A 13,428-nucleotide genomic window follows, 5' to 3' on the forward strand; every position below is an offset into this window, starting at 1 on the left:
AACGCATAGCCGACAGCCGTCGCATCCCAGGGAGCACGTTCCATGGCCTCGCTTTCTCCGTCGTCCCCTACGTCTGGTACGTCCGGTTCCTCCCCATCGGGGACGAACACGGCACCGACGCGTACGTCCCCGACCGCGTCGCCGATGGACGCACCCCGCGCCGCCGCCCTCCGCGAGGCGCTCGCCTCCCGCGTGGTCGTCGCCGACGGCGCCATGGGCACCATGCTCCAGGCGCAGGAGCCGACGCTCGACGACTTCCAGCAGCTCGAAGGCTGCAACGAGATCCTGAACATCACCCGCCCCGACATCGTGCGCTCGGTCCACGAGGCGTACTTCTCGGTCGGCGTGGACTGCGTCGAGACCAACACCTTCGGCGCCAACCACTCCGCGCTCGGCGAGTACGACATCCCCGAGCGGATCCACGAACTGTCGCAGGCCGGCGCCCGCCTGGCCCGCGAGGTCGCCGACGGCTTCGCCGCCGACGGCCGCCCGCGCTGGGTGCTCGGCTCGATGGGCCCCGGCACCAAGCTGCCGACGCTCGGCCACGCCCCGTACGGCGTACTGCGCGACGGCTACGAGGCCAACGCGGCGGGGCTGATTGCGGGCGGCGCCGACGCGCTGATCATCGAGACCACCCAGGACCTGCTCCAGACCAAGGCGGCCGTGATCGCGGCCCACCGCGCGATGGCGTCGGCCGGGGTGAGCCTGCCGCTGATCTGTTCGGTGACCGTGGAGACCACCGGCACCATGCTGCTCGGCTCGGAGATCGGCGCGGCGCTCACCGCGCTCGAACCCCTCGGCATCGACATGATCGGCCTCAACTGCGCGACCGGACCCGCCGAGATGAGCGAGCACCTGCGCTATCTCGCCCGGCACTCGCGTATCCCGCTGTCCGCCATGCCCAACGCGGGCCTGCCGGTGCTCACCAAGGACGGCGCGCACTACCCGCTCACGGCCTCAGAACTGGCCGACGCGCACGAGACGTTCGCCCGCGAGTACGGCCTGTCCCTGGTCGGCGGCTGCTGCGGCACCACGCCCGAGCACCTGCGGCAGCTCGTGGAGCGGGTCGGCGGGCAGGACCTGCACCCGCGCAGGCCGCGCCCCGAGGCGGGCGCCGCCTCCCTCTACCAGACGGTCCCCTTCCGCCAGGACAGCTCGTACCTGGCGATCGGCGAGCGCACCAACGCCAACGGCTCCCGCAAGTTCCGCGACGCGATGCTGGAGGGCCGCTGGGAGGACTGCGTGGAGATGGCCCGCGACCAGATCCGCGAGGGCGCCCACCTGCTCGACCTGTGCGTGGACTACGTGGGCCGGGACGGCGTCGCCGACATGGCCGAGGTCGCCGGGCGCTTCGCCACCGCCTCCACCCTGCCGATCGTGCTCGACTCCACCGAGGTGGACGTCCTGCGGGCGGGACTGGAGAAGCTGGGCGGCCGGGCGGTGCTCAACTCCGTCAACTACGAGGACGGCGACGGCCCCGAGTCCCGGTTCGCCAAGGTGACCGCGCTCGCCCAGGAGCACGGCGCCGCGCTGATCGCGCTCACCATCGACGAGGAGGGCCAGGCCCGTACCGTCGAGAAGAAGGTCGGGATCGCCGAGCGGCTGATCGACGACCTGACCGGCAACTACGGCATCAACGAGTCGGACATCCTGATCGACTGCCTGACCTTCACCATCTGTACCGGCCAGGAGGAGTCCCGCAAGGACGGCGTCGCCACCGTCGAGGCGATCCGCGAGCTGAAGCGCCGCCACCCCGACGTGCAGACCACCCTCGGCCTGTCGAACATCTCCTTCGGCCTCAACCCGGCCGCGCGCGTGGTGCTCAACTCGGTCTTCCTCGACGAGTGTGTCAAGGCGGGCCTGGACTCGGCGATCGTGCACGCCTCCAAGATCCTGCCGATCGCCCGCATCCCCGAGGAGCAGCGCGAGGTCGCGCTCGACCTGATCCACGACCGGCGGCGCGAGGGCTACGACCCGCTGCAACGCCTGATGGAGCTGTTCGACGGCGTCGACAACAAGTCGCTGAAGGCCAGCCGCGCCGAGGAACTGCTGGCGCTGCCGCTGGACGAGCGGCTCCAGCGCCGGATCATCGACGGCGAGAAGAACGGCCTGTCCGCCGACCTGGACGAGGCGCTGGCCGAGCGGCCCGCCCTGGACATCGTCAACGAGACGCTGCTCGCGGGCATGAAGGTGGTCGGCGAGCTGTTCGGCTCGGGCCAGATGCAGCTTCCGTTCGTGCTCCAGTCCGCCGAGGTGATGAAGACCGCGGTGGCGTATCTGGAGCCGCACATGGAGAAGTCGGACGACGAGGGCAAGGGCACCATCGTGCTGGCCACCGTGCGCGGCGACGTCCACGACATCGGCAAGAACCTGGTCGACATCATCTTGTCCAACAACGGCTACAACGTCGTCAACCTCGGCATCAAGCAGCCGGTCTCGGCGATCCTGGACGCCGCGCAGGAGCACCGCGCCGATGTGATCGGCATGTCGGGCCTGCTGGTGAAGTCCACGGTGATCATGAAGGAGAACCTGGAGGAGCTGAACCAGCGCGGCCTGTCCGCCGACTTCCCGGTGATCCTCGGCGGCGCCGCCCTGACCCGCGCCTATGTGGAGCAGGACCTGCACGAGATCTACGAGGGCGAGGTCCGCTACGCCCGCGACGCGTTCGAGGGCCTGCGGCTGATGGACGCGCTGATCGGCGTCAAGCGCGGCGTGCCGGGCGCGGCGCTGCCGGAGCTGAAGCAGCGCCGGGTGCCCAAGCGCGAGCAGCCGGAGCCGGACGGACCGGACAAGGCGGTCAACCTCGGCCAGATCCGCTCCGACGTCGCGGTCGACAACCCCGTCCCCACCCCGCCGTTCTGGGGCAGCCGGGTCGTCAAGGGCATCCAGCTCGCCGACTACGCGTCCTGGCTGGACGAGGGCGCCCTGTTCAAGGGCCAGTGGGGCCTGAAGCAGGCCCGCTCGACCGGTCCGACGTACGAGGAGCTGGTGGAGTCCGAGGGCCGGCCCCGGCTGCGCGGGCTGCTGACCAGGATGCAGTCGGAGGGCCTGCTGGAGGCCGCCGTGACCTACGGCTACTTCCCGTGCGTGTCCAAGGGCGACGACCTGATCGTGCTGCGCGAGGACGGCACCGAGCGGACCCGCTTCACCTTCCCCCGCCAGCGCAGGGGGCGGCAGCTCTGCCTCGCGGACTTCTTCCGGCCCGAGGAGTCCGGTGAGACAGACGTGGTGGGCTTCCAGGTCGTCACCGTCGGCAACCGGGTCTCCGAGGCGGCCAACGAGCTGTTCGCGACCGACTCCTACCGGGACTACCTGGAGCTGCACGGCCTGTCCGTGCAGCTCGCGGAGGCACTTGCGGAGTACTGGCACGCGCGGGTTCGCTCGGAGCTGGGCTTCGCCGGTGAGGACCCGGACGAGGTCGAGGACATGTTCGCGCTGAAGTACCGCGGCGCGCGCTTCTCGCTGGGCTACGGGGCCTGCCCCGACCTGGAGGACCGGGCGAAGATCGCGGACCTGCTGGAGCCGGGCAGGATCGGCGTGGAGCTGTCGGAGGAGTTCCAGCTGCACCCCGAGCAGTCCACCGACGCGATCATCATTCACCACCCGGAGGCCAAGTACTTCAACGCGCGTTGAGCGCGGCTCACCAGCGAGTCGTACACTTGACGGTCCGGCACAGGCCGGTCGCCTTCCCGTCCGCGGGACGCGGCGACCGGCCTTTGTGTCCCCCGGAAACGGGACGGGCCGGCCCGACCGGCACCGGGAACCGCGCGAGCCGAGGAGTGGGGCGTATGGCCAGCAGCATCCCTGTCGCCGACACCCGTATGGCGCAAGGCCCCGCCCTCCAGGCGGTGCTCCTCGACATGGACGGCACCTTGGTGGACACCGAGGGCATCTGGTGGGCGGCGGAGAGTGAGGTCTTCGCGGACCTCGGGCACGTGCTGGACGAGGCGCACCGCGAGGTGGTGATCGGCGGCCCGATGGCCCGCAGCGTGGGGCACCTGATCGCCGCCACCGGCGCGGACGCGACGCTGGCCGAGCTGATGCTGGCGGTCAACATCCGCTTCGAGAAGCTGATCGCCCGGGGCGCGCCGCTGATGCCCGGCGCCCGCAGGCTGCTCACCGAGCTGGCCGCGTACGGCGTCCCGACCGCCTTGGTGTCCGCCTCGCACCGGCGGACCATCGATGTGATGCTGCGCACGCTGGGCGCGGAGAACTTCGCCTTCACCGTCGCGGGGGACGAGGTGAGCCGCACCAAGCCGCACCCCGAGCCGTATCTGACCGCCGCCGCCCGGCTGGGCGCGGACCCGGCCGCCTGTGTGGTCGTCGAGGACACCCTGACCGGTGTGGCGTCCGCCGAGGCGGCGGGCTGCCGGGTGGTCGCGGTGCCCTCGCTGGTGCCCGTCGAGGCCGCTCCAGGGCGTACGGTCGTCGGTTCGCTCGAAGAGCTGAGCGTGCCTTTCCTGCGCGCTTTGAATGCGCGCGTTCACTGAGCGTATTTGCTGAATAGGAACCGTCCAGAGGCGTCTCACAGGTCGGAATCCGGCCCCTGGTGATCTATGTCACGCGCGGGGAGGTCGACGCCGCGCTGTCCTGCCTGGATGAGATCCGCAGATCGGGACGTGTGGCGCGGCTGAATGTCCGCAATGTTCCGACCGGGGAGGGATCGTACCGCCGTCCGTTTATCGGTGCTCCGAGCCCCGTTATCGGTATGTAATTCCGCCTCAACTTCGCCGTGCTCTAGCGGAGTAGGTCCCTCCGGCTAGTGTCCCTGCTGGTCAATGCCGAATCGAACGACCGGCATTTGAGCAAGGGGATTCACTGGATGTCACGTAACAAGCGTGTCGTCGCCGCAGCCGCCGTGGCCTTCCTGGCCGTCGGTGCGTCCGCGTGTGGTGGCAAGAAGGACAACTCGTCGGCCGGTGGCGGAAAAGGCGCCGTGATCGTCGGAACCATCGACTCGGTGTCGTCACTCGACCCCGCGGGAGCGTACGACTACGGCTCCTGGGAGGTCATCGACAGCGTCTACCAGAAGGTCATGCACTTCCCGACCGGCGGCACCACGCCGGAACCGGACGCGGCCAAGTCGTGCGCCTTCACCGACCCGAAGACGTACGCCTGCACGCTCCAGCCGGGGCTGGTGTTCTCCAACGGCGACAAGCTCACCGCCGCGTCGGTGAAGTTCTCGTTCGACCGCATGGTCGGCATCGCGGCGCCCAACGGCCCGTCCAGCCTGCTCGCCAGCCTGGACAGCACCGAGGCCAAGGGCGACGACCAGGTGGTCTTCCACCTGAAGAACGCCGACTCGACCTTCCCCTCGGTGCTCGCCACCGACGCGGGCGCGATCGTCGACGAGAAGACCTTCCCGAAGGACAAGCTCCTCGACGGCTCGAAGATCATCGGCTCGGGTCCGTACACGCTGGACAAGTACACGCCCAAGCAGCAGGCGTCGTTCCTGGCCAGCAAGACCTACAAGGGCCCGGCCAAGCTCAACAACGGCCAGTTCGTGCTCCAGTACTTCTCCGAGGCGTCCGCGCTCAAGCAGGCCGTCAAGGACGGCACGGTCAACGCGGCCTTCCGCACCCTGTCGCCCACCGACACCGCGGACCTGAAGAAGACCTCCGGCATCCAGGTGCTCGACGGCACCGGCACCGAGAAGCGCTACCTGGTCTTCGACGCCAAGGTGAAGCCGTCCGACCAGAAGGCGGTCCGCCAGGCCGTCGCCCAGGTCATCGACCGCGAGGGCATCGCCAAGGACGCCTACGACGGCACCGTGGCCCCGCTCTACTCCATGGTCGGCAACGGCATCCAGGGCCACACCGAGGCATTCAAGGACAAGTACGGCGCCCCGGACAAGGCCAAGGCCGCCGCGATACTCAAGGACGCGGGCATCACCGCCCCCGTCGACATCGCGTACGCCTGGACCCCCAGCCACTACGGCGCCGCGGCGGCCGACGAGGCCACCGCGATCAAGCGGCAACTGGAGGCCACCGGCCTGTTCAAGGTGAAGCTCAGCTCCACCGAGTGGCAGCAGTACCAGAAGGACGAGAAGTCCGACACGTACGCCTCGTACATGATCGGCTGGTTCCCCGACCTGCCGGACGCCGACAACGACGTCTCGCCGTTCCTGGGCAAGCAGCCCTTCCTCGGCACCGGCTACGACAACCCGGAGATCCAGCAGCTCCTGGTCAAGGAGCAGGGCACGGACGACGCCAAGGTGCGCGACCAGGCGTTCGCCGACATCCAGAAGATCGTCGCCGACGACGTCCCGATCATCCCGCTCTGGCAGGGCAAGCAGACCGTGGTCATCCGTGACGGCGTGACCGGCGCCGACAAGGCGCTCGACCCGACGATGTTCCGGTTCTACGAGCTCGGCTCCAAGTGACGGACGGCCGGTCCGCGGGGGTGACGCCCCCGCGGACCGGCCGCCGCGGCTGTTCCCCAGCCCGCACCCCAGCCCGTACCTGAGCCGTACCTGAGCCTGTTCTGTTCCTGAAGAAAGACACACTCAGTTGAGCAACACGAGCAAGCAGTCCGGGTCGCTGCGCCGCTACGTCCTCACCAGGATCGCGCTCGCCGTGCCCATGGTCCTCATCCTGCTGGTCCTGGTCTTCGTCATGATGCGGGTGGCGCCGGGCGACCCCATCTCGGCCTCGCAGGGCGGCAAGCTGAGCGCGGCCGAACTCGCCGCCAGACGCCACGCGGCGGGCTTCGACGCCCCCATCTACCAGCAGTTCTGGGACTACCTGAAGTCCGTCGGCACCCTGAACTTCGGCACCACGTTCTCCGACCGCCGCAGCGTGCGGGACATCATCGTCGAGAACGGCGGCGCCACCCTCACCCTCACCGCGGGCGCCCTGGTCTTCGCCGCCGTCATCGGCATCCCCGTCGGCCTGCTCGCCGGCCGCTACCGGGACCGCGCGGTCGACGTCACCAGCCGGCTCTTCAGCACCGTCAGCTACGCCGCGCCCGTCTTCGTCACCGCGCCGCTGCTGATGCTCGCCTTCGGCTCCACCTCCGGCCAGGCCTCCCCGCTGGTGCAGCTCAACGTGCCCACCCAGACGCACATCCTCATCGTGGACGCGGTGCTGGCCGGCGACTGGGACGCGGTCGGCGACATCACCCAGCACCTGATCCTGCCGTCGGTCTGCCTCGGCCTGCTCGTGGTCGGCGTCTTCATCCGGATGATCAGGATCAACCTCATCCAGTCGCTCCAGGGCGACTACATCGAGGCCGCCCGCGCCCGCGGCGTCAAGGAACGCCACGTCGTGGCGCGGCACGGCTTCCGCAACGCCCTGGTGCCGGTGATCACGGTCCTCGGCCTCCAGGTCGCCATGCTGCTCGGCGGCGCGGTGCTCACCGAACAGATCTTCAACTGGCCCGGCATCGGCCGCCAGTTGATCGACTACATCAACCAGCGCGACTACGTCGCCGTCCAGGGCATCGTCACCGTCTTCGCCCTGGTCGTCGTCGTGATCAGCATGCTGATCGACTTCGTGAACGCGCTGATCGACCCGAGGGTGCGGTACTGATGGCCCAGACAACCCCCATACCCCCCGGCCCGGCCACCGAGGCCCCGCAGGCACAGCTGCCCGCCCCCAGGTCGACCCGCTTCGGCGGCCTGCGGCGGATCTGGGCGGCGATCCGCGAGGCCCGCGGCGTACCGCGGTTCATGCTCTGGACCGGCGCCCTGATCTCCGCGCTCTTCGTGATCATGGCCGTCTTCGGCCCGCTGATCGCGCCGTACGACTTCGACACGTACCAGTCCGGCGGCACCCGCTTCCCCAAGCAGGGCGCGCCCGACGGCGACCACTGGTTCGGCACCACCGTGCAGAGCCTCGACGTGCTCTCGCGCACCATCTACGGCGCCCGCACCGCGCTGGAGGTGATGGTGCTCGCCGTGGTGTTCTCGCTGATCATCGGCGTCCTGCTGGGCCTGCTCTCCGGCTACTTCGGCGGCTGGCTCGACCGCGTCCTGGTGCTCGTGATGGACGCGCTCTTCGCGTTCCCCTACCTGCTGCTGGCGATCGTCGCCGGATTCGTCTTCGCCGGGATCGCGGGCGGCAGCATCATCACCGCCGCCCTGTCGATCACCGTGGTCTACATCCCGCAGTACTTCCGGGTGGTCCGCGCCTCCGCGCTCTCCGCCCGCGAGGCGACCTTCGTCGAGGCCGCCCGCGCGATGGGCGCCAAACCGTCCGTCGTCATCCGCAAGTACCTCTTCGGCAACGTCATCCAGTCGGTGCCCGTCATCACCACGATGAACGCCGCCGACGCCATCGCCACCCTGGCCGGCCTCGGCTTCCTGGGCCTGGGCATCCAGCCCACCGACGCCGCCGAGTGGGGCTACGACCTCTCCCGCGCCATCGACGACGTCAACGCGGGCATGTGGTGGACCTGCCTCTACCCGGGCCTGGCCATGGTCATCGCGATCCTCGGCTTCACCCTGCTCGGCGAGGGACTCAACGACGTCCTCAACCCGACCATGCGCCGCCGCCGGATCTCCAAGGTGCTGCTCCCGCCGCACACCCGCCGCCGCACCGTCATCACCCCCGAAGGGACGGCCGCCAAGTGACCACCGTGACCGAACCCGTCCCCGCCGGGCCCGCACCCGCCGGACCCGTCCTGTCCGTACGCGACCTGCGCGTCTGGTACGGCACCGACCGCGGCCCGGTCCGCGCCGTGGACGGCGTCAGCTTCGACGTACGCCCCGGCGAGACCCTCGGCCTGGTCGGCGAGTCCGGCTGCGGCAAGTCCACCCTCGGCCGCGGCGTCCTCGGCCTCACCCCGGCCGCCGCCGCGGTCGACGGCGAGGTCGTGCTGAACAGCGAGGGCGGCGCGGGCCGCAACCTCACCGAACTGTCCGACCGCGAGATCCAGAAGCTGCGCGGCCCGGAACTCGGCCTGATCTTCCAGGAGCCGATGACCCGGCTCAACCCCCTCATGCGGATCTCCCAGCACTTCGAGGAGGCCCTGCGCACCCACCACAAGGACCTCCCCAAGCGCGAGGTGAAGGCGCGCGCCCTGGAGGCGCTGCGCGGCATGGGCATCCCCGAGAGCCGCTACGAGAACTACCCGCACGAGTTCTCCGGCGGCATGCGGCAGCGCATCATGATCGCGCTCGCGCTGGTGCTGCGGCCCGCGTTCATCGTCGCCGACGAGCCCACCACGGCCCTCGACGTCCTGGTCGAGGCGCAGATCATCAAGATCCTCGCCGACCTCAGGAAGAACTTCGACACCTCACTGGTGCTGATCACGCACAATCTCGGTATCGTCGCCGAAGCGTGCGACCGGGTCGCGGTGATGTACGCCGGCCACATCGTCGAACAGGGCGATGCCCGCGCGGTGTTCGCCGACCCGCAGCACCCGTACACCAAGGAACTGCTCCGCTCGACCATCTCCCTGTCCACCACGGGACTGCACTACATCCCCGGCAGTCCGCCGGATCTGGTGCGACCGCCGGAAGGCTGCCGGTTCCATCCGCGCTGCCCGGTGGCGATGGCGGGATGCGCGACGGCGGAGCCGCCCGAGGTGACGCTGCCCTCCGGCGTGCGCAGCGCCTGCTGGCACCAGGCCATCGAGGCCGATCCCTCGCTGGCCGACGAGTTGGGAACGGGCGGGCGCGAGCCGCTCGCCGCGGTGAAGGAGATCAGCGTTGCTGACGAAGCCTGATGTGATGCCCTCCGGCGGCGCCGCCGGGGACGGCGCGGAGGCGCTCGTCGAGGTCGACGACCTCGAAGTCCACTTCGGCCTGCGCGGCAGCCTGCTGGGACGCTTCGGCGGCCGGGCGGCCGGCGCGGTCAAGGCCGTCGACGGCGTGAGCCTCACCCTGCGCAAGGGCGAGGTGCTCGGCCTGGTCGGCGAGTCCGGCTCGGGCAAGACCACCCTCGGCCGCACCCTGATCGGCCTGAACAAGGCCACCGGCGGCTCCATCCGCTACCGCGGCCAGGAGATCGGCGGCCTCGGCGAACGCGCGCTGCGCCCCCTGCGCCGCAAGCTCCAGATGGTCTTCCAGGACCCGCACGCCTCCCTCAACCCGGCGATGGACATCCGCACGGCCGTCGGCCACCCGCTGCGCATCCACCGACTCGTCGACAGCGAGCAGGAGTACGACGCCAGGGTCACCGACGCGCTGGAGCGCGTCGGCCTCACCCCGCCCGAGCGCTACCTCTCCAAGTTCCCCGCCGACCTGTCCGGCGGCCAGAAGCAGCGCGCCGTACTGGCCCGCGCGATCATCGCCGAGCCGGAACTGCTGGTCGCCGACGAACCCATCTCGATGCTCGACATGAGCGTCCGCGCCAAGATCCTCCAGCTCATGCTGGACCTCAAGCGCGACCTGGACCTCACGTACGTCTACGTCACCCACGACCTGGCGAGCGCGAAGTTCTTCTGTGACACCATCGCCATCATGTATCTCGGCCGGATAGTCGAGTACGGCCCGACCGCACAGGTCTTCGCCGACCCGCAGCACCCCTACACCAAGGCCCTGCTCGCGGCCATCCCGGAGCCCGACCCGCGGCTGGCCGTGGAGCGCGAACTGCCGCGCGGCGAGATCCCGGACGCCGCCGCACCGCCCCTGGGCTGCGCCTTTCACCCGCGCTGCCCGGTCGCGGTCGCCGAGTGCGGCTGGGAGGCCCGCGACCTGCGCGCCCTGCTGGAACGCCGCTGGCTGGAGCTGCCCCCGCAGGACAGCACCGCGGAGAAGGCGCTGTTCGCGGACCTCGATTCACTGTCCGCTCCAGGGCTCGGCCACGTATCGATCGCCCCCGGAAGAAGCCACACGGCCGAGGATGTGCTGGAATACCTCCGGCGTCTGCGCGAGGAAGCATCGGCGGCCGAACCGCGTGAGCCCTTCTGGCGCGGAGTGGTCACGATGCGTGCCGAAAGCGGCCGGGTCGTGGTGGAGTTCGCCCCGCCACGCGATCCGCGCCTCAACCTGATTCCGAAGACCGGCGTGCAAGTCGCCTGCCACCTGCACCAGCACGCCGCGAGCGCCCAGGGAACATGAGCGGGAACAAGAGGAGAACGACGACGATGAACCGCAAGCTTCTGGTGCTGCCCGCCCTGCTGGGCGTCATGACACCCCTGATCGCTGGGTGCGGCGGTACCGGCGGGGGGAGCGGCGACAGCGGCAAAGCCATCGTCGTCGGCACCACGGACAGTATCGAGCTGACCAAGGACAACCCGGCCCCCCTCGACCCGGCGACCTCCTACGACAGCGCGACCTGGAACATCTTCTACAACACGTTCCAGATGCTGCTCACCTACCCGCGCGGCAGCACCACCCCGACCCCGGACGCGGCGAAGGAGTGCCACTACAACGACACGTCCGGGCTGACGTACACCTGCACGATGCGCGACGGCCAGAAGTTCTCCAACGGCCACGACCTCACGGCGGAGGACGTCAAGTTCTCCATCGAGCGCATGCAGAAGATCAACTACAAGGTCGGCCCGGCCTCCCTCATATCGGACGTGAAGTCCGTCGAGGCGCCCGACTCCAAGACCGTGATCTTCCACCTGAAGGCCGCCGACGCCACCTTCCCGGCCAAGCTCGCCACCCCGGCCGCCGCGATCGTCGACAGCCGGGTCTACGAGATGGACAAGCCGTACACCGGCTTCAAGCTGGTCGGCTCGGGACCGTACACACTGGACTCCTTCGTCCAGGCCAAGCAGGGCGTGTTCTCCAAGAACTCGCACTACGGCGGCATCCTCAAGCTCAACAACAGCAAGGTCGACCTGAAGCTGTTCGCCGACTCCAAGAAGATGGAGGCGGCGCTCAAGGCCGGCAGCATCGACGTGATGTCGCGCACGCTGAACCCGGACCAGATCAACAACCTGCTCCAGAGCACCGACCCGAACGTGAAGCTGACCGAGGCCCCCGGCGGCGAGGCGCGCTACCTGTTCCTCAACACCGACTCGCCGAACCTCAAGGACGTCGCGGTCCGGCAGGCCATGGCATGGGTCCTGGACCGCCAGGCGATCACCCGTGACGTCTACAAGCGCACCGCCGAGCCGCTGTACTCGGTCGTGCCGCAGGGCATCACCGGTCACATCAACTCGTTCTTCAACAAGTACCAGGTGCCGAGCGTCAGCAACGCCAAGTCGCTGCTGCACCACGCGGGCATCGACGACAAGGTCGAGCTGACCATCAACTACCGCCGTGACACCGGCGGCACGATGAACCAGCCGGAGGCCGAGGAGATCGCCCGGCAGCTCAACGCCAGCGGCCTGTTCACCGTCACGGCCAAGAGCGAGCAGTGGAACGCCTTCCTGTCCAAGGCGTCCTCCCGCGCCTACCAGATCTTCGCGATCAGTTGGCTCCCGGACTTCCCGGACCCCGACAACTACATCGCGCCGTTCTTCGACAAGGACAACTTCCTGAACCTGCCGTACAAGAACAAGCAGATCCAGGACCAGATCCTGCCCGCCACCCGCAAGCAGGCCGAACGCAGCACCGCCAGCGCCGACTTCGCGACCGCGCAGAACCTCATCGCGCAGGACGTGCCGATGCTGCCGCTGTGGCAGGGCAAGCAGTACATCGCGTCGCGCCCCGACATCACCGGTGTCGAGTGGGCGCTCAACTCCTCGACCACCACGCAGTTCTGGGAGCTGGGCCGCGGCGTCTCCGGCTGACCCGGAGACCGGCCGTCCGGTGACGGCGCGACGACGAAAGCGGCCGGCCGCGGTCCCGAACCTCAGGGACCGCGGCCGGCCGCTTCGCGCGTGTCGTGCGCCCGCGGGCGGCGTCAGCCCGCGCCGGGGCGCACCAGCCCGCTCTCGTACGCGTAGACCGCCGCCTGGACGCGGTCGCGCAGCGCCAGCTTGGTCAGCACATGGCCGACATGGGTCTTGACGGTCGTCTCGCTGACGAACAGCTCGGCGGCGATCTCCGCGTTCGACAACCCCCGGGCCACCAGCTTCAGCACCTCGACCTCGCGCTCGGTCAGCGAGTGCAGCGGCTGCGGCACCGCGTCCTCACCGGACGGCAGCCGGCCCGCGTACTTGTCCAGCAGCCGCCGCGTGATGCTCGGCGCGAGCATCGCCTCACCGGCCGCGACCACCCGGATCGCCTGCACCAGCTCGGCGGCGGGCGCGTCCTTGAGCAGAAAGCCGCTGGCCCCCGCCCGCAGCGCCTCCACCACGTACTCGTCGAGGTCGAAGGTGGTCAGCACCAGCACCTTGGCCGGGCCCGACCGGTCGGGCCCGGTGATCTGCCGGGTCGCCTCCACCCCGTCCATCCGGGGCATCCGGATGTCCATCAGGACCACATCGGGCTGCAACGCCCGCACCTGGTCAAGGGCCTGCTGGCCGTCCCCGGCCTCGCCGACCACGACGAGATCGCCCTCGGCCTCCAGGATCATCCGGAAACCGGTACGCAACAGGGGCTGATCGTCCACCAGCAGGACGCGAATAGCCACGGGTTCTCCTTCG

General features: G+C 69.5%; 9 protein-coding genes. 8 read left to right on the plus strand and 1 reads right to left on the minus strand.

All coding sequences use genetic code 11. The features are described 5' to 3' along the window. The first annotated feature begins 144 nt into the window (after window positions 1-144). From metH to ACIO6U_RS20890, 8 genes are all read left to right on the plus strand, one after another. Window positions 145-3,633, plus strand: coding sequence for a methionine synthase (gene metH, locus ACIO6U_RS20855; RefSeq protein ID WP_355333029.1), 3,489 nt, complete (start codon window positions 145-147; stop codon window positions 3,631-3,633). A 155-nt stretch (window positions 3,634-3,788) separates the two neighbouring features. Then, window positions 3,789-4,490 carry an HAD family hydrolase gene (locus tag ACIO6U_RS20860; RefSeq protein ID WP_401721133.1) on the plus strand — a complete coding sequence of 234 codons (702 nt, stop codon included), beginning with the start codon at window positions 3,789-3,791 and terminating at the stop codon, window positions 4,488-4,490. A 332-nt stretch (window positions 4,491-4,822) separates the two neighbouring features. Then, a complete protein-coding gene (locus ACIO6U_RS20865; RefSeq protein ID WP_355333024.1) occupies window positions 4,823-6,382 on the plus strand; it encodes an ABC transporter substrate-binding protein in 1,560 nt (519 codons plus the stop codon). A gap of 127 nt (window positions 6,383-6,509) precedes the next feature. Then, complete coding sequence (locus tag ACIO6U_RS20870; RefSeq protein ID WP_355333022.1) at window positions 6,510-7,529, plus strand: ABC transporter permease; 1,020 nt, start codon at window positions 6,510-6,512, stop codon at window positions 7,527-7,529. Then, window positions 7,529-8,572 carry an ABC transporter permease gene (locus ACIO6U_RS20875; RefSeq protein WP_401721137.1) on the plus strand — a complete coding sequence of 348 codons (1,044 nt, stop codon included), beginning with the start codon at window positions 7,529-7,531 and terminating at the stop codon, window positions 8,570-8,572. The genes ACIO6U_RS20870 and ACIO6U_RS20875 overlap by 1 nt, the downstream gene beginning before the upstream one ends. Beyond that, complete coding sequence (locus tag ACIO6U_RS20880; RefSeq protein ID WP_355333017.1) at window positions 8,569-9,669, plus strand: ABC transporter ATP-binding protein; 1,101 nt, start codon at window positions 8,569-8,571, stop codon at window positions 9,667-9,669. The genes ACIO6U_RS20875 and ACIO6U_RS20880 overlap by 4 nt, the downstream gene beginning before the upstream one ends. Next, a complete protein-coding gene (locus tag ACIO6U_RS20885) occupies window positions 9,653-11,005 on the plus strand; it encodes an oligopeptide/dipeptide ABC transporter ATP-binding protein (protein WP_401721140.1) in 1,353 nt (450 codons plus the stop codon). The genes ACIO6U_RS20880 and ACIO6U_RS20885 overlap by 17 nt, the downstream gene beginning before the upstream one ends. Before the next feature lie 26 nt (window positions 11,006-11,031). Beyond that, window positions 11,032-12,630, plus strand: a complete 1,599-nt coding sequence (locus ACIO6U_RS20890) for an ABC transporter substrate-binding protein (protein ID WP_355333012.1) — start codon at window positions 11,032-11,034, stop codon at window positions 12,628-12,630. Between the two features lie 113 nt (window positions 12,631-12,743). On the opposite strand, the gene ACIO6U_RS20895 is transcribed toward ACIO6U_RS20890, so the two are convergent. Next, on the minus strand, window positions 12,744-13,415 hold the full coding sequence (locus ACIO6U_RS20895; protein ID WP_188282977.1) for a response regulator: 672 nt from the start codon (window positions 13,413-13,415) through the stop codon (window positions 12,744-12,746). Between the last annotated feature and the right edge of the window lie 13 nt (window positions 13,416-13,428).

It is taken from the genome of Streptomyces sp. NPDC087422, from assembly GCF_044744145.1.
Taxonomy (GTDB): domain Bacteria; phylum Actinomycetota; class Actinomycetes; order Streptomycetales; family Streptomycetaceae; genus Actinacidiphila.

Excerpts from the sequence above, each read along its gene's own strand:
- metH (WP_355333029.1), top strand. The coding sequence starts at position 145 with ATGGACGCACCCCGCGCCGCCGCCCTCCGCGAGGCGCTCGCCTCCCGC.
- ACIO6U_RS20860 (WP_401721133.1), top strand. The coding sequence starts at position 3,789 with ATGGCCAGCAGCATCCCTGTCGCCGACACCCGTATGGCGCAAGGCCCC.
- ACIO6U_RS20865 (WP_355333024.1), top strand. The coding sequence starts at position 4,823 with ATGTCACGTAACAAGCGTGTCGTCGCCGCAGCCGCCGTGGCCTTCCTG.
- ACIO6U_RS20875 (WP_401721137.1), top strand. The coding sequence starts at position 7,529 with ATGGCCCAGACAACCCCCATACCCCCCGGCCCGGCCACCGAGGCCCCG.
- ACIO6U_RS20890 (WP_355333012.1), top strand. The coding sequence starts at position 11,032 with ATGAACCGCAAGCTTCTGGTGCTGCCCGCCCTGCTGGGCGTCATGACA.